Genomic DNA, 22402 nt, shown 5'->3' with positions numbered 1-22402 from the left:
CGTACGACCACCGCCAGCGACCGCGCCGGGGGTGGCCGGCCGCGGGTCGGTGCATGGCCGGCCGGGCCGCCGGAGTAGCGTCGGTCCGCGCTCGGAGCCGCGGCGTGGCAGGCTCGCAGGCGACGATGCGCAGCGGTACGCACCGTGGGAGGCAGCGTGCATGTCGTGATCATGGGATGCGGCCGGGTCGGCTCGACGCTGGCCCACAGCCTGGAGTCCCGAGGGCACTCGGTGGCGGTCATCGACCACGACGCGGACGCCTTCCGCCGGCTGGGGCCCGATTTCACCGGCGTCATGGTCACCGGGGCCGGTTTCGACGGCGACGTGCTCCGCCAGGCCGGCATCGAGCGGGCGGACGCCTTCGCCGCCGTCTCCAGCGGCGACAACTCCAACATCATCTCGGCCCGGCTGGCCCGCGAGACGTTCGGCGTGCCCCGGGTGGCGGCCCGCATCTACGACCAGCGCCGGGCGCAGGTCTTCGAGCGGCTGGGCATCCCCACCGTGGCCACCGTCCGATGGACCGCCGACCGGATGCTGCGGCACCTGCTGCCGGAAGGCAACGTGGAGATCTTCCGCGACCAGACGAGCACCGTCTCGATCATCGAGGTGCCGGTGCACAGGGACTGGATCGGCCGCCCGGTGCAGGCCCTGGAGGAGGGGACCGGGGCCCGGGTGGCGTACCTGATCCGCTTCGGGATCGGCACGCTGACCACCGCCTCCAGCGTGGTACAGGAGGGCGACCAGGTTTTCATGCTGGTCACCGACGACATGGTGGCCACGGTCACCGGGCTGGCGGCGGCGCCGGACGGAGGGCAGTGATCATGCGGGTCGCCATCGCCGGCGCGGGCAACGTGGGCCGCTCGATCGCCCAGGAGCTGATCGAGAACGGCCACCAGGTGTTGCTGATCGAACGGCAGCCGCGGAAGCTACGGCCCGAGCGGGTACCGGAGGCGGAATGGTTGCTGGCCGACGCGTGCGAGCTGACCAGCCTGGAGGAGGCCGACCTCGCCGGCTGCGACGTGGTGGTCGCGGCCACCGGCGACGACAAGGTCAACCTCGTGGTCTCGCTGCTGGCCAAGACCGAGTTCGCGGTGCCCCGGGTGGTCGCCCGGATCAACCGGGCCGAGAACGAGTGGCTCTTCACCGAGCTGTGGGGCGTGGACGTGGCGGTCAGCACGCCACGGGTGATGGCCGCGCTGGTCGAGGAGGCCGTCACGGTCGGCGACCTGGTCCGCCTGATGACCTTCCGGCAGGGCGAGGCCAACCTGGTCGAGATCACGTTGCCGCCGACCGCGCCGTACGTCGGGCAGCCGCTGCACGCGGTGCCGCTGCCCCGGGACGCCGCGCTGGTGGCGATCCTGCGTGGCAAGCGGGTGCTGGTGCCCAGCCGGGACGACCCGATCGAGGCCGGCGACGAGCTGATCTTCGTCTGCACGGTCGAGGTGGAGGACGCCGTACGGGAGGTGGTGCTCGGCCCGGCCAGCGTCGAGCGCAACCGCGAGGCGCGGTGAGCCTCAGCTGCCGGGCAGCGGCTCCGGTTGCCGGGTGACCCGGCGTACCGTCCAGACCGTGATCAGCAGCAGCACCACGTACGGCGGATAGCCCAGCGCCAGCCGGGCGACACCGAGCGCGGTCTCCATGTCGGCGGCGGCGGCCGCGTTGCCGAGCTGGTCGAAGCGCCGGGCCGCCAGGTAGATCGCTCCCTGCGCGCCGACCTTGGCCAGCCAGACCACTCCCCACAGCACGGTCAACCGGGTGAAGGTACGCACCAACTTCGGGTCGTCCCGCCACTCCGAGCTGCCCTTCGCCGCCAGCACCGACCAGATCCAGCCGACCAGCGGCTGCCGGATCATCGCCGAGACCAGCAGCGCCAGCCCGTAGCCGATGCCGTAGAGGATCCCGGGGAGGTAGAAGTCGCGGGCGGCGCCGGTGCGCCAGGCGATGGCGGCGCCGATGGCGATGCCGAAGAGCCCGTTGACCGCGTGCCGCACCGGCCGGCGCTGGGCCAGCCGCAGCCCACCGATGAGCAGCGCCACGGCCACCGACGCGATCACCGCGGGACGCAACTCGCCGAGGATGTTGGCGACCACGAAGACCACCACCGGGATGCTGGACTCGACCAGCCCCCGCCAGCCGCCGAGCTGGTCGGCCATCTGCTCGGCGAGGCTGGGCAGCGGCTCCTCCTCCGGCCCGGTCTCCGGCTGGGTTGCCGGGTGCTGTCCTGTGGTCATCGCCCGCCTCTCAGCGACTGTCGGGAACCCGCGCGGGTTTCCCGACAGTCTGTCATCCGCCGCCTCCGCAGGCTCACTTCGACGGCTCCAGCTCGTAGTACGGGTTGTAGATCACCTTGCGGTCGTCCCGGACCGCGACCCGCCCCCTGGCGCTCAGGTGCCGCCCCGGCTCGATGCCGGTGATGTGCCGACGCCCGAGCCAGACCAGCGTCACGACATCGCTGCCGTCGTAGAGCTCCGCCTCCAGGGCCGGGAGGTTGGTCCGCGGCGTGTAGACGACGGTACGCAGCCGCCCGCTGACCGAGGCCACCTGCCCCCGGGCGCACTCCAGCACCGGCACCGCACCGCACCGGGCGCTCTCCTGTTGCAGCTGCTGCGCCTCGATCTCGGCCTCGCTCGCGGTGAGCCGGTGCAGCATCCGCCGCAGCGAACCCCGGCTCTCGTCGGCCGTCATGACCTCCGCGTCACCCTCTCCACACCGACCGGCTGGGACCAGCACCCGAAGCCGCTCCGGCAACGCCGGAACGGCGCCCGCCAGCGTACGCCGATCGGGGCCGTTCCGGAGCTGCGGCGAGGGTTGCTCAGCGGGCACCGGGCGTCGGCGCGGCCTCGACCTGGCCGGCCTCCCCCGCCTCGCGGGGCAGGCGCAGCGGCAAGGGCTCACGCACCGGCTTGGCCTCCCCGCCCCGGTCGACGACCAGCCCGTCCAGGCACTGGGCCAGCGGGCCGGCGGCGGCCGGGTTGGTGGCCGCCTCGCCCTGGTACACCGCGCGGACCATCCACCGCGGCCCGTCGACACCGACGAACCGCAGGTCGGTCAGGCCATCGTCGGTACGCACCCGGGCGTGCAGCTCGGCGCCGTACTCGCCGGCCACCTCCTGCGCGGCGGCGCCATCCTTGAACAGCGACTGGCGGATCTCCTCGCGCACCTCGTCCCAGATGCCCTCGGAGCGCGGGGCGGCGAAGACGCCGAGTTGCAGGGCGCTCTGCCCGTGCACCAGCACGACCTGCTGGATCACACCCTGCTGGTCGGCCTGCACCCGCACCTCGACGTCGGGCACCGCCGGGATCTGTAGGCTGCCCAGGTCGAGCCGCTGCACCCCGTCCGGCGCCTCGGTGACGTCGTACGGCCCGCGCGCCGGCTCCGCCGGGGGCGTCTCGGCGCCCTCGGGCACGTCGGCGGCCCGCTCGTCACGGGCGTGCCGACCCGCGGCCCGCTTTCGGGAGAAGATCACTGGGTCCACCCTCCGCTGTTCACACTCACCGTGCCACCTCTTCCGTCCGCGCCGTCCGTCGCCGGCGGCGGTACCAGCCCGGCGTGCCCGCCGGTGGAGCCGTGCCCACCGGTCCCGCGTCCGGAGGCCGGCAGCTCGGCCACCGGCTGGAAGGCCGCTCGTTCCACCCGCTGCACGACGAGTTGCGCGATCCGGTCGCCCCGAGAGATCTTCACCGGCGCGGTTCGATCATGGTTGATCAGGTTGACCAGGATCTCACCCCGGTAGCCGGCGTCGACCGTACCGGGCGCGTTGAGCACCGTCACGCCGAGTCTGGCCGCGAGCCCCGATCGGGGGTGGACCAGACCCACGTACCCCTCGGGCAACGCGATCGCCACGCCGGTCGGCACCAGCGCCCGACCGCCGGGCGGCAACTCGACGTCGGTGGCCGCCATCAGGTCGGCACCGGCGTCACCGGGATGGGCGTACGCCGGCAGCGGCAGCTCGGGGTCGAGCTGCCGGACCGGCACGGGCACCAGGTCGGTCACGGTTTCCCTCTTTCGTCCGTTCCGCTGGGGTGACCCTGCCATCCTGCCCGGTACCCGGGCGGCCCCGCGCCGTACCCTGCTACGAGTGAGCCAGTCACCGGCACCCTCGTCCACCACGGCGACCCCGGCGTACGCCGAACGGCTCCGGCTGCCCTGGTGGCTGTGGCCGGCGGGACTGGCCGCCGCCGCCCTGCTCGCCGTCGAGGTGTGGATGGGCGGGGTCGGCGTACGGGCCTGGCTGCCGTTCGCGGTGCTACTGCCGGCCGCGGTCGCCTCGATGGCCTGGCTGAGCCGGATCCGGGTCGCGGTGACCGGTGGCGAGCTGCGGGTGGACGACGCCCGGCTGCCGGTGCGGTTCGTCGCCGACGTCATCCCGCTGGATGCCGACGGGCGACGTGAGGTGCTCGGCGTCGGCGCCGATCCGCTGGCGTTCGTCGTCCAGCGCCCGTGGATCTCCGGCGCGGTCCAGGTCGTCCTCGACGACCCGGCCGACCCCACCCCGTTCTGGGTGGTCAGCTCCCGGCGCCCGGTCAAGCTGGCCGAGGCCATTCTCGACGCCCGCGACGCGGCCCGCTGATCCGGCACGCCCGGACCGGGATCGTCAGGACGCGCCGGGCGGCGGGCCGGGCAGCGCGGGTGGCGGGACGGGCCGGGCCGGTGGGTCACCGGGCAGCGCGGGGAACGGGCCGGGCCGGGCCGGCGGGGCACCGGGCAGGCCGCGCCGCTGCCGGCACAGGTCGGTGCGGAGCTGGTCGGCCAACGTGCGGGTGGCCCGCCGGTTCAGGTAGCTCGCCACCGCGGCGCCGGTGAGGAACGGCCCCAGCGTGGTCAGGTTACGGCCGAAGCGCCGGAGCAGGGTGTCCCGCAGCTCGTGGCGGGCGGCCGTGCCGAGCACAGCGCCGACCCCCACGCCGGGCATCATCGGGTTGATCCCGCGCTGGTTGGCCCAGGCATGCACCAAGGCCACCGTCCGCTGGGTGCCGCCGGCCGGCAGCGGTACGCCGTACACCTCGTGCAGTTCACCGGTCAGCTTCAGCTCGATCGCCACCACGGAGACCGTCTCGGCGGCGAGCAGGACGGGCGCGGAGAGCAGGCTCGGCGCGACCGTCCACTGCACCGCGGAGGCGCCGCCCCCGGCCGCGCCGATTCCCGCGGTCGCCCGCGAGGCGTTGCGCACCAGCCGGTCGGCCAACTCCTCGCCGTCCAGGCCGGGAAAGTGCCGGCGCAGCGTGGCCAGGTCACGGACCGGCACGTGGGGCGCGATCTCGGCGACCGTGTCGACCATCCAGCGCAGCGCCGCCCTCGGTTTGAACAGGTCGCCGATCCCCCGGGCCCGGGCCTGGGCGACCAGCCGACCGAGCAGCTGACGCCGTTTCGCCGGCTCGATGTCGTCGGCGGTCAGCGCCACGATCGTCGCGTCCAGCTCGTCCGCACGCTCACCTGGCTCGCTCATGCCGGCACTCCGCTTCGCTCCGTGCCGTCACGAGGCACCAGCGCACCGCACCGATGATTCGCTCGCTGCCGCTCACTCATGACCTGACCTTCCGGCTCGACGGCCGCCGGCGCGGCCGCCATGCCTCACGAGTCAACCAGGTCGCCGCGCGCGGCGCTCGCCGAGCCGGACAGCGGCGGCCCCGCTGGGGAGCCGCCGCTGTGGTCGCGTCGTCCTCTCGTCGTTCAGACGCACTCGCGGCAGATCAGCTCGCCGTTCCGCTCGACCGCCAACTGGCTGCGATGGTGCACCAGGAAGCAGCGGGCGCAGCGGAACTCGTCCTGCTGCATCGGCAGCACCTTGACCGTGAGCTCCTCGTCGGCCAGGTCGGCGCCGGGCAGCTCGAAGCTCTCAGCCACTTCTGCCTCGTCGACGTCCACGGCGCCCGACTGCGAGTCGACACGCCGGGCCTTGAGCTCTTCCAGGCTGTCCTCGCCGAGGTCGACCTCGTCGCGGCGCGGGGCGTCGTAGTCGGTGGCCATCGGTTTCACTCTCCCATTTCGATGTTGTCGCTTCCGGTTGTAACGCCGGACGACGCTGTTTCGGTTCCGCTGGCCGGCCACCGCTAGTGTCGGCCACCTGACCCGACCGCTCGGGCCAGACCGCCGGAGGAAACTCTCCCGGCGAGCGCGGAACCCTACCCCCCCTTTGGGCGAGGCATGTATACCGCCCTCGTGGCTGAGATGTACGCCCCTGCACGGGAAGTTGTTCCCAATGTGACTCAGGCGACACGAAGATAGGGGTAGTACTACCCGGTTCTCGGATGCCGCGCCGGCATGTCGGACTGTTTCCACGCGACGGTCGGACAACCGTTAACCTCAGCGGCGTACCCGACGGCCGGCGGGACGGCCCGGCCGTCGGCGGCCGCCGCCACCCACCACTGCCCGGGAGCGCCCAGATGAGCTTTGCGCGAGTGCGAGCACTCGTTGTCGTTGGCATGCTGGCCGTGGTCGCCCTGGTCTTCGTGATCGTCGCCATGGTGCGGGACACCCAGAGTAACGCCGGTCCGGGCGAGGGTTGCCCCGATGACTGGCCGCGCGCCGACGTCACCCTGCGCGAAGCCAAGGAAGTCAAGATCGAGGTGCTCAACGGCACCGACCGCCCCGGGTTGGCGGCCAGCGTCGGCGACGACTTCCGCAACCGCAACTTCCAGGTGGAGAAGGAAAGCACCGCGAAGAAGCAGATCGACGACGTGGCGGTGCTGCGCTACGGCCCGAAGGGCGTGGGCGCGGCGCACCTGCTGCGGGCGTACTTCCTGAACGCCGCCGACCACGAGTACGACCCGAAGATCACCACCGACGTCGTCAAGGTGACGCTCGGCAACAGCTTCCAGCAGTTGGCCACCACCACCGAGGTCAACCAGTCCCTCGGTGACCTCGGTGCGCCGGTCGCCCCGCCGGGTTCCTGCCCGATCGCGGCCGACGACTGAGAAACTGCCGGCCACCGGGCGGGACCGGCTGGCCGACCTCGATCGGATCGCCCGTCCGGCCGGTTGCCGAGTTGACCGGACGGGTCGATCTGGGCCGACGACCGGCCGGAGCCGCGATCACCCGGCCGGCTCAGGGGCCGCCGGAGGCGTCCAGCGCGGCCAGACGGTCGTGCAGGGGTCCGAAGAGCGCCGGCGGCGCGGCGATGACCATGTCCGGTCCGGGCGTCAGCCCTTCGAGCCCGCCGATCAGCAGGCCGGCCTCGGTGGCCACCAGCGCACCGGCGGCCTGGTCCCAGGCCGCCAGCCCCTTCTCGTAGTAGGCGTCGGCCCGCCCCTCGGCGACCAGGCAGAGGTCGATGGCGGCCGCACCGAGCCGGCGGATGTCCCGTACCTGTGTGATCAACTCGGCCACCACCCGGGCCTGGTGCGCGCGGCGGGCCGGGTCGTAGCCGAATCCGGTGACCACCAGCGCCTGGCCGAGGTCCGTCTCGGTCGAGCAGCGCAGCCGCCGCCCGTCGCGCCAGGCGCCCTCGCCGACGCTCGCGGTCCACTCCTCGCCGGTCTGGATGTTGCGGACCACACCCGCCACCACCTCGCCGTCCACCTCCGCGGCGATCGACACGCCACAATGCGGCAGCCCGTACAGGTAGTTCACCGTGCCGTCGATCGGGTCGACGATCCAGCGCACCCGCGCCGGGGCTTCCGTGCCGAGTTCCGCCGCGCCGTACTCCTCGCCGAGCACGGCGTCGGCCGGCCGCAGCCGGCGCAGCGCGTCGGTGATCTGGCGCTCGACCGCCCGGTCCGCCGCGGTCACCACGTCGGTCACCGTGCTCTTGGTCGCGGCCACCGAGACTCCCTCGGCCCGCATCCGGTACGCGGTGGCGGCCGCGTCCCGCGCCACGTCGATCGCGATTTCCAGCAGTTCCCGCGGTGCCGGCGCCGAGTCCATCGTCCGTCCCCTTCCCGCACGGGCGGGTTTCGCGGTCCCGCGCGGGTATCATCCTTACAAAGTCCACAAGCGCACCGAATCGGCGGTCCTGATCGCCGGTCAGCCGTGCGGCGCAGGATGATCGCCGCCGACGGCGTTACAATTCACCCCTGCCCACGCGCCACGGACCGCCCGACGACCGGCCGGCCCGGGACACGGGGGTCCCTCAACCACATCGCCCGGCATGGTGCCCCACGCTGTGCCGGACGATCCGGCCGTGCTCGCTCTTCGCCTCCGGAAGGTCATTCGTGACAGAACCCCGCCAGACCGGCGCCGACGTTCGCTCGCTCACCGACACCCTGATCGCCCACGCGCAGAGCGCCGGCGGCCAGCTGACGTCGGCCCAGCTCGCGCGCACCGTCGAGTCCGCCGAGGTGACTCCGGCCCAGGCCAAGAAGATCCTGCGGGCGCTCTCCGAGGCCGGGGTGACCGTGGTGGTCGACGGCTCGGCCAGCACCCGCCGCCGGGTCGCCGCCGCCCGCTCCGCGACCCCGGCGTCCCGAGCCACCACCGCCAAGACCACCAAGAAGGCGGCGGCGCCCGCCCCGAAGCAGGCGCCCGCGGCCGACGAGGCGCCGGCGCCGGCGCCGCGGAAGGCGACCTCGCGCAAGGCCGCCGGCACCACCGCCGAGGTGGCCGCCAAGGCTGCCGCGCCGGCCAAGAAGTCCACCCGGGCCACCAAGGCGACGGTGGCCGCCGCGACCAGCGCGGGCAAGCCCGCCAAGGCCGCCAACGGCGAGGCCGCGGAGGGCGAGGTCGATCCCGAGGAACTCGCCGCCGAGATCGAGGACGTGGTGGTCGAGGAGCCGGTCGAGCTGGCCCGGGCCGCCGCGACCGACGCGGCGAACTCCGCCACCGACAACGACTTCGAGTGGGACGACGAGGAGTCCGAGGCGCTCAAGCAGGCCCGCCGGGACGCCGAGCTGACCGCCTCGGCGGACTCGGTTCGCGCCTACCTCAAGCAGATCGGCAAGGTGCCGCTGCTCAACGCCGAGCAGGAGGTGGAGCTCGCCAAGCGGATCGAGGCCGGGCTCTACGCCGCCGAGCGGCTGCGCGCGGCCGACGAGGGCGAGGAGAAGCTCGTCCGCGACATGCAGCGCGACCTGCTCTGGATCTCCCGGGACGGTGAGCGCGCCAAGAACCACCTGCTGGAGGCCAACCTCCGGCTGGTCGTCTCGCTCGCCAAGCGGTACACCGGCCGCGGCATGGCCTTCCTCGACCTCATCCAGGAAGGCAACCTCGGCCTCATCCGCGCCGTCGAAAAATTCGACTACACCAAGGGCTACAAATTCTCCACCTACGCCACCTGGTGGATCCGCCAAGCCATCACCCGCGCCATGGCCGACCAAGCCCGCACCATCCGCATCCCCGTCCACATGGTCGAGGTGATCAACAAGCTGGGCCGGATACAGCGCGAGCTGCTCCAGGACCTGGGCCGCGAGCCCACCCCGGAAGAGCTGGCCAAGGAGATGGACATCACACCGGAGAAGGTGCTGGAGATCCAGCAGTACGCCCGGGAGCCCATCTCGCTCGACCAGACCATCGGTGACGAGGGTGACAGCCAACTCGGCGACTTCATCGAGGACTCGGAGGCCGTGGTCGCGGTCGACGCGGTCTCCTTCTCGCTGCTCCAGGATCAGCTCCAGCAGGTGCTCCAGACGCTCTCCGAGCGTGAGGCGGGCGTGGTACGCCTGCGGTTCGGCCTGACCGACGGCCAGCCGCGCACCCTGGACGAGATCGGTCAGGTCTACGGCGTGACCCGTGAGCGCATCCGGCAGATCGAGTCCAAGACGATGTCCAAGCTGCGGCATCCGTCGCGTTCCCAGGTGCTCCGCGATTATCTCGACTGATCAGCTTCCGTCAACCGATCGTGTCGTTTTGACCACCTGGCGTGCAACGCCGGATGGTGATCAGGTGGTTGCACGAATGTGATCGTTGACGTGGCACCCTGGGTGCACGGCACACTGTCCGTGCCATGTGTGACCTCGGTCCCCCGCGGGCACACAGGGAAGGCGAGGCCCGACAAGGGTGTTGCACGATAGGTGACCAAGACCGAAGAGAGTGTTCATCGGTGACGACCAGAGGAGGAAGGCGATGACCCCGACCCTCACGCCGCCGCCCGAGACGGTGAGCCCCCCGGCCGCCGATGAACGGTGCGACCGCTGCAATGCCGCCGGCAAGCTCCGGATCACCCTCTCGGGTGGCAGTGAGCTGGTGTTCTGTGGGCACCACGCCAACAAGTACGCCGAGGATCTCGTGAAGATCACCGTGCGATACGCGACGGACCCCGAGTTCAGCTGGCGCGGTGCCGACCTGATGGCGAACTGAGATCCACAACCCGACATAGCTGGCCGGAGACATCGTGAGATGTCTCCGGCCGCCTTTTCACCCCCACCGGTGGGGGTGAGCTGTCAGAGGGTCTGGACGGTGGCTATGCGTTCTTCCAGCTGTTCGATGGTGGCCTGGGCGCTGGGGGGGCCGCCGCAGAGGCGGCGCAGCTCGGCGTGGATCTTGCCGTGGGGTTGGCCGGTGCGGTGATGCTGAGCGGCCACCAGGGCGTTCAGTTGGCGACGCAGGGCCACCCGACGCTGGGCGGCGCTCATCGGGGCCGGTGCGGCGGCCGGGGCCGCCGCCTCGTCCGACCGCTCGCCGGCTCGGCGTCGCCGCGCGGCCAACTGCTCGGCCTGCCGCTTCGACAGCAACGCCGCCACCTGCTCGGAGGTGAGCAGCCCGGGCAGGCCGAGGTACTCCTCCTCCTCGGGCGTGCCAGCCTGGGCCGCCGTACCGAAGGAGGCGCCGTCGAAGATCACCTGGTCCAGCTCGGCGGTGGCGGAGAGCGCGGCGAAGCGCTTCTCCAACTCGCCGCTGGCCTGGTCGTCGCGTTGGGCGCGCTCCAACAGGTCGTCGTCGAAGCCCTCCCGGTCCTTCGGCTTGCCGAGCACGTGGTCCCGCTCGGTCTCCATCTCGCTGGCCAGCCCGAGCAGATGCGGCACGCTGGGCAGGAAGACCGACGCGGTCTCCCCCGGCCGGCGGGCCCGGACGAACCGGCCGATCGCCTGCGCGAAGTACAGCGGCGTGCTGGCGCTGGTCGCGTAGACGCCGACGGCCAGCCGGGGGATGTCGACACCCTCGGACACCATCCGCACCGCGACCAGCCATCGTTGCTCGGACGCCGCGAACGTCGCGATCCGGGCCGACGCGCCCACGTCGTCGGAGAGCACCACGGCGGCCTTCTCCCCGGTCACCTGCTCGATGAGCTTGGCGTACGAGCGGGCCGTCTGCTGGTCGGTGGCGATGACCAGGCCCCCCGCGTCGGGCATGCCCGCCTCCCGCAGCACGGTCAGCCGGGCGTCGGCGGCCCGCAACACCTGCGGCATCCAGTCGCCGGCCGGGTCCAGGGCGGTACGCCAGGCCTGGGCGACGAGATCCTGCGTCATCGGCTCACCCAGCCGGGCCGCCAGCTCCTCCCCGGCGTTGGTGCGCCACCGCGTCTCCCCCGAGTACGCCAGGAAGAGCACCGGCCGCACCACACCGTCGCGCAGCGCGTCGGCGTACCCGTACGCCGAGTCGGCCCGGGAGCGCAGCAGGCCGTCCCCGCCCCGTTCGTAGCTGACGAACGGGATGGGGTTGTCGTCGGAGCGGAACGGGGTGCCGGTCAGCATCAGCCGGCGTACCGCGGGCTCGAAGGCCGCCTTCACCCCGTCGCCCCAGGTACGGGAGTCGCCGGCGTGGTGGATCTCGTCCAGGACGACCAGCGTGCGCCGGGTCATGGTGCGCCGCCGGTGCACCTGCGGGGCCATCCCGACCTGGGCGTAGGTGACCACGGCACCGTGGAAGTCCGCCGAGGAGTGCAGGTCGGCGTTGCGGAACGCGGCGTCGAGCTGGATGCCGACCCGGGCCGCGGACTCCGCCCACTGGGCCTTCAGGTGCTCGGTCGGCGCGACCACGGTGACCGCCTCGACGGTGCCGTCGGCGAGCAGCTCGGCGGCGATCCGCAGGGCGAAGGTGGTCTTGCCGGCGCCGGGCGTGGCGACCGCGGTGAAGTCCTCGCCGCGGCGGCGCAGGTACTCCACCAGGGCCTTGCGCTGCCAGGCGCGCAGCGGCGGAAACGTCTCAAGCGCCGGCATCCGGGCTGCCACGCGTTGGGCTCCTCTCCGACCGCACGACGTCCCGTCCGCACGGTGTCCCGACCGCGAAAACCGGCGACCCCGGGGCCAGGTGGCACCGGAGCCGCGCCATGAAAACGCCTCCGCGCCGGTAGCCGCGAAGGCCGACTCAGCATAACCAGGACGGGTCGCCGCCCCCACCCGACGCCACACCGGTCACCCGGTGCCCTCCGTCACTGAACCGGCCCGAACCACGCGGCGCACGGCCGGCCGCAAGCTCACTCCGCGGGCGGCCCGGGTATCCCGGCCGGTGGCGGGCGCAGCGTGGCGACCGGGGCCGACCAGCGCCGACGCAGCGCCACCAGGCGTACGCCGAAGACCAGCATCACCGCGACGGTCAGCGGGATCGGCCCGGTCTGTCCCAGCCCGTACAGGGCCGCCACCACGATCGAGCCGGCGAGCGCCGCGACGGCGTAGATCTCCCGCCGCAACACCACCGGGATCTCGCCGGTGAGCAGGTCGCGGACGAGTCCACCACCGATCGCGGTGAGCATGCCGATCAGGCAGGCGCCGACCGGCGGCACCTGGGCGTCGAGGGCCTTGAGGGTGCCGGTGACGGTGAACAGGCCGAGCCCGGCCGCGTCCAGCACCAGTACGGTGGTACGCAGCCGGGCCAGTTGTGGGTGCAGCCAGAAGACGGCCCCGGCGGTCAGCGCGGCGGTGGTCGCGTACCGCCAGTCGGCAAAGGCCAGCGGCGGGACCTCGTCGATGACCAGGTCCCGGACGATCCCGCCGCCGAGGGCGGCGACGAAGCCGACGAAGACCACGCCGAACAGGTCGAGCCGCTTGGCCACCGCGGCGGAGGCCCCCGAGGCGGCGAACACCGCGACTCCGGCGAGGTCGGCCAGGAGCAGGGCGGTGGAGGTGGTCACCGCCGCAGGTTACGCCGCAGGCCCGGAATCACTCGCGGTACGAGTCGTAGATCTCCTTGCATTTCGGGCAGACCGGCGAGCCCGGTTTGGGCGTCTTGGTGACCGGGAACGTCTCCCCGCACAGCGCCACGACGAAAGTGCCCATGACGGCACTTTCGGCAATCTTTTCCTTCCGGACGTAGTGGAACATCTCCGGACCGGTGTCGGCGTCCTTCAGCTCCGGACGCTCGAGAACCTGTGTGCTCACATCTGCACCTCCAACCGACAAGTCTGGCAGGTCACCCTGGCCTGGTCCACCTGAGGTGGACCAGGCGGCGGGCGTACGGTGGGCGATTGTGACCGACTTTCATCTTCGCTATGGCACCGAGGTGGCCCGCGCGCTGCGCGAGCGTCGTCCCGTGGTCGCTCTGGAAAGCACCATCGTCTCGCACGGCCTGCCCCGGCCGGACAACCTCCGGGTGGCCCGGCAGATCGAGCAGGCGGTCCGGGAGGCGGGCGCGGTGCCGGCCACCATCGGCATGGTCGCCGGCGAACTCGTGGTGGGCCTCGACGATGCCGAGCTGACCCGGCTGGCCACCGCCGACGGCGTGACCAAACTCTCCGTACGCGATCTCGCAGTGGCCGCCGCCACCGGCGCGGACGGTGCCACCACCGTGGCCGCGACCAGCGCGGTGGCCGCCGCCGCCGGCATCGGCGTGTTCGCCACCGGCGGGCTGGGCGGGGTGCACCGCGAGGCAGCGCAGACCTTCGACGAGTCGGCGGACCTGGTCACCCTGGCCCGGACCCCGATCGCGGTGGTCTGCGCCGGGGTCAAGTCGATCCTCGACGTGGGCGCGACCCTGGAGCGGTTGGAGACCCTCGGCGTGGCCGTGGTCGGCTACCGCACCCGCCGCTTCCCCGGATTCTTCATCACCGACGGCGGCTTCGACCTGGACTGGTCGGTCGACTCGCCGGAGCTGGTCGCCGACGCGCTGGCCGCCCGCGAGCGGCAGGGCGTGCACCACGGCGGGCTGATCGTGGCCAACCCGCTGCCCGCCGACGAGCAGCTCGACCCGGGCCTGCACGACCGCACCCTCGCCGAGGGGCTGGCCCGGCTGGAGCGCGACGGGGTGAGCGGCAAGGCCGTGACCCCGTACCTGCTGGCCCACTTCCACTCCGCCACGCAGGGCGCGAGCCTGGCGGTCAACATCCGGATCATCCTGCGCAACGCCGACCTCGCCGCCCGGATCGCGGTCGCCGCCGCCAACCGCCACGACGCCGCAGCGGCGTGAGCGTCCGGCGTACGCGAACCGCCGGGCACGGCGCCGGAGCACCGCAGGCGGCCGGCGGGCGGAGCGAGCCGGCACCGGGCGGGGCCGGCCGCGTCCTGGTCGTCGGCGACGTGATCACCGACGTGCTGGCGGTGCTGGCCGCGCCGCTGGCGGCCGGCTCGGACACCCCGGCCGCGATCCGGCTCACCGGCGGCGGGCAGGCCGCCAACACCGCGTCCTGGCTCGCCGCGCAGGGCGTGCCGGTGACCCTGGTCGGGGCGGTCGGCAGGGACGCCGCGGGCGAGGACCGGATCGCGGAGCTGACCGCCGCCGGGGTCGACTGCGCGGTGGAGCGGATCGCCGGCTGCGCCACCGGGACGGTGATCGTGCTGGCCGCCGGTGACGAGCGCACCATGATCACCGAGCGCGGGGCGAACGTGCGGCTGCGTCCCGGGCACGTCGACGCGGCGCTGGCCGGCGCGCCGGACGCGGCACATCTGCACCTGTCCGGGTACACCCTGCTGGACGCGGACTCCCGCCCGGCCGGATTGCACGCGCTCGCCGCGGCCCGCGAGCGCGGTCTCACCACGAGCGTCGACGCCGCCTCCGCGGCACCGCTGCGCGCGGTCGGGGCGGCGGCCTTCCTCTCCTGGGTACGCGAGGTCGACCTGCTGCTGGTGAACACCGACGAGGCGACCGTGCTGGCCGGCGGGCTCGACCCGGCGGCGCAGGGTCGGGCGCTGGTCGCGGTGGCCCGGCAGGTGGTGGTCAAGCGGGGCGGCGCCGGCGCGACCTGGGTCGACCGGGCCGGCACGCGCGCCACCTCGCCGGCCCGCCGGGTGGCGGTGATCGACGTGACCGGGGCGGGGGATGCCTTCGCCGCCGGCCTGCTCGCCGCCGGGCTGGCCGGGGCCACGCCGGAGGCCGCGCTGGAGCGGGCCACCGACCTCGGCGCCGCAGCGGTCTCCCAGATCGGGGCCCGGCCGGCCCGCTGAGCCATCCGGCCGGGCCGCTCCGGTCTCGCCGCCCGCTGAGCCCATCAGCCGCCCGGTTCTCGCCGCCCGCTGGGTCATCGGTGGGTCCGGCCTCGCCGCCGCTGCGGCACCCGGGCCGGCCCCGCCCGCGCCGTCAGGGCTCGGCGTCGATGACCTTGTGCGGCGCTTCCTCGGTGGTGAGGCTTCTCGGCGGGACGTCGGCCGCCGGCTGCGCCCGGTACCGGCTGGCCAGCCGGTGCTGTTCCTTCGGCGGCCGGTCGTTGGCGAGCAGCACGGCGAGCCACGGGATGAGCACCATGCCCAGCGCGACCAGCGGCAGCCAGAGCCAGAGCAGCGGCGCACGGGTGCCGACCAGGATCGCGCCGACGATGACGCACGCCACCCGGACGCCCATCATCGCGACGTACCGCCGCTGCCGGCTGGTGAGCTGGTCGTCCTGGCTGCGCGAGGCATCGGTGATGAGGATCGGCCGGTACGCCTGACGCTTCACCGTGGTACCTCCTCGGGGGTCGTCCCCCATCCTGTCACTCCGGTCGGCCGGGCGACGAGCTTCGTCGCCCGGCAGGTGTCGTGTTACGTGCGTGGTACGCTCGCCCCGTGGGCAGCAGGTTCAGCTTCACCGACGAGGCGCTGGCCAACCTGCGGGTCTACGACGTCACGCCGGGGGAAGTCTGGCAGGCCCTGCACAGCAGCCGGCGGGTCATCCGCCACCTGGGGGACGACGTGATGGTGGTCTACGCCACCACCGCCCGCGGGCGCCGGGTGGCCGTGCTGCTCGCCGAGGCCGACGGGACCGACAACGACTGGGACATCCTCTCCGCCCGCGAGCTGAGCGACGTCGAGGCGAAACGCTACGACGAGGCCGTGCGGAGATCTCCGGAGACGAGGAGGCGGTGACGATGAACCGTCACGACGCGACCAAGCAGTTCCACAGCGGCGGCGACCGGCTCGCCGAGTTGATCGACGAGAACCATCCGGCGCAGCTGCCCACCCCCGACACCGACACCCCGATGGTCAGCCGCTCGGTCCGGTTGCCGCTGGAGACGTACGAGCGGGTCCGCGCGGTCGCCGACGCGCGGGGCATCGGCGTGACCACCCTGATGCGGCAGTGGATCGAGGCTGGTCTCGCCGACCTGGACGACTCGGCCACCGTCTCGCTGGCCGACGTCCGCCGGGCCATCGCCTCCCTGGCCCATCCCAGCGCCGCCTGACGCCCAGCCCGCCGCCGGCACGGCGGGCCAGCGCCGGCACGGCACGCAGCGGCTGCCGGCCGTGCCGCGGCGGCGTCGGGTCAGTCGCCGGCGGCCTTCGCCTTGGCCGCCGCCTTCATCTGCTGCTTGTACTCGCGGACCAGGCGCAGCGACTCGGCGTCGGTGACGTCGGCGACAGACCGGTGGGTCTCCGGCTCGCCGTAGCTGCCGGCCGCCTCCTGCCAGCCCGGCGGCGCGACGCCGAACCGCTTGCCGAGCAGAGCGAGGAAGATCTGCGCCTTCTGCCGGCCGAAACCGGGCAACGCGGTGATCCGCGCGAGCAGCTCACGCCCGTCCGCCGGATCGGCCCAGAGCCGGGCGGCGTCGCCGTCGTAGCGTTCGACCAGCACCCGGCACACCTCCTGGACCCGCGCCGCCATCGCCTTCGGAAACCGGTGCAGCGCCGGCGGCTGGGCGAAGAGCGCCACCAGGGCCTCCGGGTCGTACCCGGCGAGTTCCCGGGCGTCCAGGTCGTGGCCGAGCCGCTGGGCCAGCACGTACGGCGAGGAGAACGCCTTCTCCATCGAGACCTGCTGGTCGAGAACCATTCCCACCAGGAGGGCCAGCGGGCTGCGCGCCAGCAGTTGGTTCGCCTCCGGGTCGATGGGCAGCGCGAGTGTCATGCCCTCCATCCTGCACTTGCGGGCCGGATCGGGCCGCGCCGGGCCGCTCCAGCATCCACATCGACGCTTTATTAGGTTAGGCTATGCTAACTTCTCCGGCCTTGACCGCCCCGACCGGGAAGTAAGAGGTTCACTGTGCTCATCACCCGCCGCACCACCAGCGTGCTGCTCGCCGCCGGGCTGCTCACCATCGGCCTGGCCGCCTGCGGATCCGACGAGGAGAGCTCGGCCGACCCCGGCAAGCCCAACGACAAGGAAATCACCGTCTACAGCGGACGCAACGAGCAGCTGGTCAAGCCGCTGCTGGAGAAGTTCACCGCACAGACCGGCATCACCGTGAAGCCGCGCTACGCGAGCACCGCCCAGCTCGCCGCCCAACTGGTCGAGGAGGGCGACAGGTCCCCGGCCGACGTGTTCTTCGCCCAGGACGCCGGAGCGCTGGGCACGGTCGCCAAGCGCGGCATGTTCAGCGCCCTGTCCGAGGCGACCACGGCGAAGGTGCCGCAGTCCTACCGGGCCGGCAACGGCCAGTGGGTCGGCGTGAGCGCCCGGGCCCGAGTGCTGGCGTACAACCCCGATCTGGTGCCGGCCGACCAGCTGCCGAAGTCGGTGTTCGACCTGACCGGTCCGGCCTGGAAGGGCAAGGTCGGTGTCGCACCGACCAACGCCTCGTTCCAGGCCTTCATCACCGCCATCCGGGTGCAGCACGACGACGCCAAGGCCGAGGAGTTCCTGGCCGGGCTCAAGGCCAATGACCCGCAGGTCCGCGACGGGAACGGCAAGATCGTCGAGGACGTGAACAGCGGTGCCGTCCCGGTCGGCCTGGTCAACCACTACTACCTGGGCGAGATCGCCAAGGAGGAGGGCACCACCCCGGAGGCGCTCAAGGTCAAGCTGCACTTCTTCCCCGACGGCGACACCGGCGCCCTGGTCAACGTGGCCGGCGTGGGCGTGCTCAACCGGTCCGCCACCGACCCGGACGTGCAGCAGTTCGTGGACTTCCTGCTCGGCACCGAGGCCCAGACGTACTTCGCCGAGCAGACCTTCGAGTACCCGGTGATCGCCGGCGTGCCCGGCCCGGCGTACGTGCCGGCGCTGGCCGACCTGTCGGTGCCGCAGATCGACCTGAACGACCTGGACACGCTGGACGCCACCGTCACCATGATCAAGAATTCGGGTCTGGTCCCCTGACCGCTCCGACAACCGCCACAGGGCCGACCCGCACCGGGTCGGCCCTGTCCGGCGTTCCCGGGCGGCTGCGGCGACTGGCACCCCGGCCGGCGCTGCTCGCGGCCTCGACCGCCGCGCTGGCCGTCGCCCTGATCCCGCTGGCCTACCTCGCGGTACGCACCGCCGAGGCGGGCCGGAACCAGATCGCCGCAGAGCTGTGGACCGAGCGGGTGGCACTGCTCGCCCTGCGCAGCCTCGGACTGGCGGCGGTGGTCACCACCGGCTGCGTGCTGCTCGGCGTCGGCACCGCGTTCCTGGTCACCCGCACCGACCTGCCCGGCCGTCGGGCCTTCGCCGTGCTGGCCGCGCTTCCGCTGGCCGTGCCGACCTACATCGCCGCCTTCGCCTGGGTTTCCGCGCTGCCCCGGCTGGAGGGCTTCTGGCCGGCGGCGCTGGTGCTCACCCTCTGCTCCTACCCGTACGTGCTGCTGCCGGTCGCGGCCGCGCTGCGCGGCGCGGACCCGGCTCAGGAGGAGGTCTCCCGGTCGCTGGGCCGCAGCGGCTGGCAGACCTTCACCGCGGTGACGTTGCGACAGATCCGCCCGGCCACCGCCGCCGGGGCGCTGCTGGTCGCCCTCTACGTGCTCTCCGACTTCGGCGCGGTCTCCATCCTGCGTGCCGACACCTTCACCCGGGCCATCTTCGTCGCCTTCGACCTGGGCTTCGACCGCACCGGAGCGCTGGTGCTCTCCAGCGTGCTGGTGGCGCTGACCGTACTGCTGCTGGCCGGCGAGACCGCGACCCGCCGGCGGGGCGCCCGGTACGCCCGGCTCGGTGGGGCCCGCCGGCCCGCTGCGCGGCTGCCGCTCGGGGCGGCCCGCTGGCCGGTCACGGCCGCGCTGCTCGGCGTCGCCGGGCTCGCGCTCGGCGTGCCGGCGGTCAGCCTCGGGCAGCGGCTCGCGGCCGGGGTGTCCCGCCCGGGGGCGCTGCCCGAGGTGCTCACCGCGGCCGGCAACTCGTTGACCATCTCGCTGGCGGGCGCCGCGCTGACCATGCTGCTGGCGCTGCCCCTGGGCCTGCTCGCGGCGCGGGCACCGGGCCCGCTGACCACCGTGCTGGACCGGCTCGCGTATCTGGCCCACGCCCTGCCCGGGGTGGTGATCGGGCTCTCGCTGATCTTCTTCGGCATCAACGTCGCGTACCCGCTCTACCAGACCCGGTGGCTGCTGGCCCTGGCGTACGCCACGCTGTTCCTGCCGTTGGCGGTCGGTGCGGTGGCCGGTGCCGCGGCCCAGTCCCCCGCCGGTCTGGAGGAGGTGGCCCGCTCGCTCGGCCGCGGGCCGTGGAGCGTGCTGCGGACGGTGACCCTGCCGCTGACCCTGCCGGGCATCGGCGCGGGGGCCGCGCTGGTCTTCCTCACCGGCATGAAGGAGCTACCCGCTACCCTGCTGCTGCGCCCCACCGGGACGGACACCCTGGCCACCGAACTGTGGTCCAGCACCGCCGTTGGCGCGTACGCGGCGGCGGCACCCTACGCCGCGCTGCTGGTGGCGATCTCGGCCCTGCCCACCTGGCTGCTGGTCGCCCGCAGCGGGTTGCTCGACAAGGAGGACCGCCCATGAGCGAGCGTCAGCGAGCGAATCGTCAGCTCAGAGCGCCGTCATGAGCGACGTCGTGTTCACCGGCGTGGTCAAGCGGTACGGACGGATCACCGCCCTGGCCGGGGTGGATCTCGCCGTGCCGTCCGGCCGGCTGACCGCGGTGCTCGGCCCCTCCGGGTGCGGCAAGACCACGCTGCTGCGCTGCCTGGCCGGCTTCGAGCGACTCGACGACGGCGAGATCCAGATCGACGGCGTCCGGATCGCGGGCGGCGGCAGGCACCTGCCGGCGCATCGGCGCCGGATCGCGGTGGTGCCGCAGGAGGGCGCGCTCTTCCCGCACCTGAGCGTGACGGAGAACGTCGGCTACGGCCTGGACCGGGCCGGCCGGCGCTCCGACCGGGTCGAGGAGGCGCTGGCCCTGGTCGGGCTAGCCGGGTACGGCGACCGGATGCCGCACCAGCTCTCCGGCGGGCAGCAGCAACGGGTGGCGGTGGCCCGCGCCCTGGCGCCCCGGCCGTCGGTGGTGCTGCTGGACGAGCCGTTCAGCGCCCTCGACGCGGGGCTGCGCGCGGGGCTGCGGCACGACGTACGCGAGGCGCTGCGGGCCGACGGCGCGACCGGCGTGCTGGTCACCCACGACCAGGGCGAGGCGCTGTCGGTGGCGGAGAAGGTGGTGGTGCTGCGCGACGGGCGGGTGGTCCAGGCCGCCGCGCCGACCACGGTCTACCGGGAGCCCGCCGACCCGTGGGTGGCCGGCTTCGTCGGCGACGCCGTGCTGCTGCCGGCGATCGCCGAGCACGGGTCCGCGCGGACCGCGCTGGGGGTCGTCCCGCTTGTCGGCGCCGTGACCGACGGGCCGGTCACCGTGCTGGTCCGCCCCGAGCAGGTACGCCTCGCCGCCGGCCCGAACGCGGTCACCGCGACCGTGCTGCGGCACGACTTCCACGGCCACGACGCGCTGGTCGGTCTCCGGCTGGCCGACGGCACCCGGATCACCGCCCGGATCGTCGACGGCGGCACCGCCGTACCGCTGGGTGGTGAGGTGCGGGTGCGCGTGGAGGGCGCGGCGCGGGCCTTCCCGGCGGACGACGCCCCCGGCCGCACCGTGCTCGCCCTGGCCAACTGACCCGGTACGCGAAGCGGCCCGGCGGATCGGTCGCGCCGTCCGCCGGGCCGGTTCAGGTCATGGTCAGTTGACCACGAACAGCAGGCGGTTCGGCGAGCCGGTGCCCGGGCTGGTCACCACGCCGGTGGTGGCGTTGTTGATCAGGTAGGTCTTGACCTGCGCCGGGGTCCACGACGGGTTGGCGCCCAGGACGAGGGCAGCCGCTCCTGCCACGTGCGGCGAGGCCATCGAGGTGCCGCTGATCGTGTTGGTCGCGGTGTTGCTGGTGTGCCAGTCCGACGTGATGCTGCTGCCCGGCGCGAAGATGTGCACGCAGGTGCCGTAGTTGGAGAAGGACGACCGGGCGTCGGTGTTGGTCGTCGAGCCGACGGTGATGGCGGTCGAGGTACGAGCCGGGGAGTAGTTGCAGGCGTTCGCGTTCGAGTTGCCGGCGGCGACGGCGTAGCTGACGCCGGAGGCGATCGAGTTGGCGACCGCGTTGTCGATGGCGGTGCTGGCCCCGCCGCCGAGGCTCATGTTCGCCACGGCCGGCTTCACCGCGTTGGCGGTCACCCAGTTCACGCCGTTGACCACGCTGGTGGTGGTGCCGCCGCCGGAGCAGTTGAGCACCTTCACCGCGACTAGGCGGACCTGCTTGGCCACGCCGTAGGTCGTGCCGCCGACCGTGCCGGCGACGTGGGTGCCGTGGCCGTTGCAGTCGGTGTTGTTGGTGTCGACCGTGTTGGTGCCCCAGGTGGCCCGGCCGCCGAAGTCGTTGTGGGTGGTCCGGATGCCGGTGTCGATGATGTACGCCCGCACGTTCGAGGCCGTGTTCGGGTAGGTGAAGGTGGCGCTCAGCGGCCGGTTCCGCTGGTCGATGCGGTCCAGGCCCCAGGTCGGGTTGTTCTGGGTCGCCTGGAGGGTGACCACCTGGTCCTGCTCGACGTAGGCGACCGCCGGGTTGGCGGCGAGCCGGGCCGCCTGGGCCGCGGTCATCTTGGCGGCGAAGCCGGTCAGCGCCGCGCTGTACACGTCGGAGACACTGCCCCCGTACCGCTTGACCAGGGCGCTGGCCCGGTCCGGCACCGCACTGCGAGCCGCCGACGAGCCGGCGGAGCCGACCGCGTCGGTACGCAGGACGACGAGGTAGCTTCCGCTGATCGCGTTCGACGCGCCAGCGCCGCGGATCTCGCCGGTGGGCGCGGCGAGCGCGGGGGTAACGCTGGCCGCGGAGACGGCCGCCGCGGTGGCGACGACGGCGAACGCCCGGATGAAGCGCCGTCGCGCGGTGGACCCTGAGGACATCGTCTGCCTCCCTTGCCTGGGCGGCCGACCGGGCTTCTGGCCGGACGGTCCGCCCCTCGGATTGAGTTGCAGGAGATGCTAGCCTTTGATCGATAGATATGACAGAGATGTTCGTCAATTGATTGAGAATGTCACGGTCGGACGCACCCCGGCCCGGCTCCAC

26 protein-coding genes are annotated in these 22402 nt (G+C 73.0%); 13 read left to right on the top strand and 13 right to left on the bottom strand.

Annotated elements, in window-relative coordinates; all coding sequences use genetic code 11:
- The first annotated feature begins 156 nt into the window (after positions 1 to 156).
- Positions 157 to 819, top strand: a complete 663-nt coding sequence (locus ACQPYA_RS08710) for a potassium channel family protein (RefSeq protein WP_433532110.1) — start codon at positions 157 to 159, stop codon at positions 817 to 819.
- Between the two features lie 2 nt (positions 820 to 821).
- Positions 822 to 1511, top strand: coding sequence for a potassium channel family protein (locus tag ACQPYA_RS08705; protein ID WP_433532109.1), 690 nt, complete (start codon positions 822 to 824; stop codon positions 1509 to 1511).
- Positions 1512 to 1514: 3 nt separating this feature from the next.
- On the opposite strand, the gene ACQPYA_RS08700 is transcribed toward ACQPYA_RS08705, so the two are convergent.
- The 4 genes from ACQPYA_RS08700 to dut all read right to left on the bottom strand — a co-directional run bounded on the left by ACQPYA_RS08700 (position 1515) and on the right by dut (position 3993).
- Positions 1515 to 2231 carry a DUF3159 domain-containing protein gene (locus tag ACQPYA_RS08700; RefSeq protein WP_433532108.1) on the bottom strand — a complete coding sequence of 239 codons (717 nt, stop codon included), beginning with the start codon at positions 2229 to 2231 and terminating at the stop codon, positions 1515 to 1517.
- Positions 2232 to 2304: 73 nt separating this feature from the next.
- On the bottom strand, positions 2305 to 2685 hold the full coding sequence (locus ACQPYA_RS08695) for an OB-fold nucleic acid binding domain-containing protein (RefSeq protein WP_433532107.1): 381 nt from the start codon (positions 2683 to 2685) through the stop codon (positions 2305 to 2307).
- A 127-nt stretch (positions 2686 to 2812) separates the two neighbouring features.
- Positions 2813 to 3466, bottom strand: a complete 654-nt coding sequence (locus ACQPYA_RS08690) for a DUF3710 domain-containing protein (RefSeq protein ID WP_433532106.1) — start codon at positions 3464 to 3466, stop codon at positions 2813 to 2815.
- Positions 3463 to 3993 (bottom strand): dUTP diphosphatase, encoded by a 531-nt coding sequence (gene dut / locus ACQPYA_RS08685; protein ID WP_433532105.1) that lies wholly within the window; start codon positions 3991 to 3993, stop codon positions 3463 to 3465. The genes ACQPYA_RS08690 and dut overlap by 4 nt, the downstream gene beginning before the upstream one ends.
- A 76-nt stretch (positions 3994 to 4069) precedes the next feature.
- On the opposite strand from dut, the gene ACQPYA_RS08680 reads away from it, so the two are divergent.
- Positions 4070 to 4570, top strand: a complete 501-nt coding sequence (locus ACQPYA_RS08680) for a DUF3093 domain-containing protein (RefSeq protein ID WP_433533433.1) — start codon at positions 4070 to 4072, stop codon at positions 4568 to 4570.
- 24 nt (positions 4571 to 4594) lie between these two features.
- Here the strand turns inward: ACQPYA_RS08680 and ACQPYA_RS08675 are convergent, their stop codons facing one another.
- On the bottom strand, positions 4595 to 5446 hold the full coding sequence (locus tag ACQPYA_RS08675) for a hypothetical protein (RefSeq protein ID WP_433532104.1): 852 nt from the start codon (positions 5444 to 5446) through the stop codon (positions 4595 to 4597).
- Positions 5447 to 5670: 224 nt separating this feature from the next.
- The gene (locus ACQPYA_RS08670) at positions 5671 to 5967 is read right to left on the bottom strand and encodes a DUF4193 domain-containing protein (RefSeq protein ID WP_007075406.1); all 297 of its coding nucleotides are present in this window, start codon (positions 5965 to 5967) and stop codon (positions 5671 to 5673) included.
- A gap of 431 nt (positions 5968 to 6398) precedes the next feature.
- Here ACQPYA_RS08670 and ACQPYA_RS08665 point away from each other — a divergent pair, with 431 nt between their 5' ends.
- The gene (locus ACQPYA_RS08665; RefSeq protein ID WP_433533432.1) at positions 6399 to 6914 is read left to right on the top strand and encodes a LytR C-terminal domain-containing protein; all 516 of its coding nucleotides are present in this window, start codon (positions 6399 to 6401) and stop codon (positions 6912 to 6914) included.
- A gap of 130 nt (positions 6915 to 7044) precedes the next feature.
- On the opposite strand, the gene ACQPYA_RS08660 is transcribed toward ACQPYA_RS08665, so the two are convergent.
- Entirely contained in the window at positions 7045 to 7863 is an 819-nt protein-coding gene (locus ACQPYA_RS08660) for an inositol monophosphatase family protein (RefSeq protein WP_433532103.1), read from the bottom strand.
- A 287-nt stretch (positions 7864 to 8150) separates the two neighbouring features.
- Here ACQPYA_RS08660 and ACQPYA_RS08655 point away from each other — a divergent pair, with 287 nt between their 5' ends.
- A complete protein-coding gene (locus ACQPYA_RS08655) occupies positions 8151 to 9752 on the top strand; it encodes an RNA polymerase sigma factor (protein ID WP_433532102.1) in 1602 nt (533 codons plus the stop codon).
- Between the two features lie 244 nt (positions 9753 to 9996).
- Positions 9997 to 10230: a DUF7455 domain-containing protein gene (locus tag ACQPYA_RS08650; protein WP_278175105.1), complete on the top strand. Its 234-nt coding sequence runs from the start codon at positions 9997 to 9999 to the stop codon at positions 10228 to 10230.
- Positions 10231 to 10313: 83 nt separating this feature from the next.
- Here ACQPYA_RS08650 and ACQPYA_RS08645 read toward each other — a convergent pair whose 3' ends face one another.
- The 3 genes from ACQPYA_RS08645 to ACQPYA_RS08635 all read right to left on the bottom strand — a co-directional run bounded on the left by ACQPYA_RS08645 (position 10314) and on the right by ACQPYA_RS08635 (position 13187).
- Positions 10314 to 12041, bottom strand: coding sequence for a DEAD/DEAH box helicase (locus tag ACQPYA_RS08645; protein ID WP_433532101.1), 1728 nt, complete (start codon positions 12039 to 12041; stop codon positions 10314 to 10316).
- A 245-nt stretch (positions 12042 to 12286) separates the two neighbouring features.
- Complete coding sequence (locus tag ACQPYA_RS08640; RefSeq protein ID WP_433532100.1) at positions 12287 to 12940, bottom strand: trimeric intracellular cation channel family protein; 654 nt, start codon at positions 12938 to 12940, stop codon at positions 12287 to 12289.
- Between the two features lie 28 nt (positions 12941 to 12968).
- Positions 12969 to 13187, bottom strand: coding sequence for a DUF3039 domain-containing protein (locus ACQPYA_RS08635; protein WP_119573379.1), 219 nt, complete (start codon positions 13185 to 13187; stop codon positions 12969 to 12971).
- 88 nt (positions 13188 to 13275) lie between these two features.
- Here ACQPYA_RS08635 and ACQPYA_RS08630 point away from each other — a divergent pair, with 88 nt between their 5' ends.
- Complete coding sequence (locus tag ACQPYA_RS08630) at positions 13276 to 14211, top strand: pseudouridine-5'-phosphate glycosidase (protein WP_433532099.1); 936 nt, start codon at positions 13276 to 13278, stop codon at positions 14209 to 14211.
- A 95-nt stretch (positions 14212 to 14306) separates the two neighbouring features.
- Positions 14307 to 15185 carry a carbohydrate kinase family protein gene (locus ACQPYA_RS08625; protein WP_433533431.1) on the top strand — a complete coding sequence of 293 codons (879 nt, stop codon included), beginning with the start codon at positions 14307 to 14309 and terminating at the stop codon, positions 15183 to 15185.
- A 133-nt stretch (positions 15186 to 15318) separates the two neighbouring features.
- On the opposite strand, the gene ACQPYA_RS08620 is transcribed toward ACQPYA_RS08625, so the two are convergent.
- Positions 15319 to 15675, bottom strand: coding sequence for a DUF3099 domain-containing protein (locus ACQPYA_RS08620; RefSeq protein WP_433532098.1), 357 nt, complete (start codon positions 15673 to 15675; stop codon positions 15319 to 15321).
- Between the two features lie 107 nt (positions 15676 to 15782).
- Between ACQPYA_RS08620 and ACQPYA_RS08615 the strand changes: the two genes are divergently transcribed.
- Positions 15783 to 16082, top strand: a complete 300-nt coding sequence (locus ACQPYA_RS08615) for a hypothetical protein (RefSeq protein WP_433532097.1) — start codon at positions 15783 to 15785, stop codon at positions 16080 to 16082.
- A gap of 2 nt (positions 16083 to 16084) precedes the next feature.
- Positions 16085 to 16396 (top strand): hypothetical protein, encoded by a 312-nt coding sequence (locus ACQPYA_RS08610; protein WP_433532096.1) that lies wholly within the window; start codon positions 16085 to 16087, stop codon positions 16394 to 16396.
- Between the two features lie 80 nt (positions 16397 to 16476).
- Here the strand turns inward: ACQPYA_RS08610 and ACQPYA_RS08605 are convergent, their stop codons facing one another.
- Positions 16477 to 17058: an HhH-GPD-type base excision DNA repair protein gene (locus ACQPYA_RS08605; protein ID WP_433532095.1), complete on the bottom strand. Its 582-nt coding sequence runs from the start codon at positions 17056 to 17058 to the stop codon at positions 16477 to 16479.
- Positions 17059 to 17193: 135 nt separating this feature from the next.
- Here ACQPYA_RS08605 and ACQPYA_RS08600 point away from each other — a divergent pair, with 135 nt between their 5' ends.
- The 3 genes from ACQPYA_RS08600 to ACQPYA_RS08590 all read left to right on the top strand — a co-directional run bounded on the left by ACQPYA_RS08600 (position 17194) and on the right by ACQPYA_RS08590 (position 20955).
- Entirely contained in the window at positions 17194 to 18249 is a 1056-nt protein-coding gene (locus tag ACQPYA_RS08600) for an iron ABC transporter substrate-binding protein (protein ID WP_433532094.1), read from the top strand.
- Between the two features lie 65 nt (positions 18250 to 18314).
- A complete protein-coding gene (locus ACQPYA_RS08595) occupies positions 18315 to 19850 on the top strand; it encodes an ABC transporter permease (RefSeq protein ID WP_433533430.1) in 1536 nt (511 codons plus the stop codon).
- A gap of 40 nt (positions 19851 to 19890) precedes the next feature.
- Entirely contained in the window at positions 19891 to 20955 is a 1065-nt protein-coding gene (locus ACQPYA_RS08590) for an ABC transporter ATP-binding protein (RefSeq protein WP_433532093.1), read from the top strand.
- A 63-nt stretch (positions 20956 to 21018) separates the two neighbouring features.
- Here ACQPYA_RS08590 and ACQPYA_RS08585 read toward each other — a convergent pair whose 3' ends face one another.
- A complete protein-coding gene (locus tag ACQPYA_RS08585; protein ID WP_433532092.1) occupies positions 21019 to 22239 on the bottom strand; it encodes a S8 family peptidase in 1221 nt (406 codons plus the stop codon).
- Positions 22240 to 22402 lie beyond the last annotated feature (163 nt).

Source organism: Micromonospora sp. CA-263727 (assembly GCF_050942455.1).
Classification (GTDB): Bacteria; Actinomycetota; Actinomycetes; order Mycobacteriales; family Micromonosporaceae; genus Micromonospora.
Note: the sequence above shows the minus strand (reverse complement) of the source record. Positions and strands in the feature narration are given on the sequence as shown.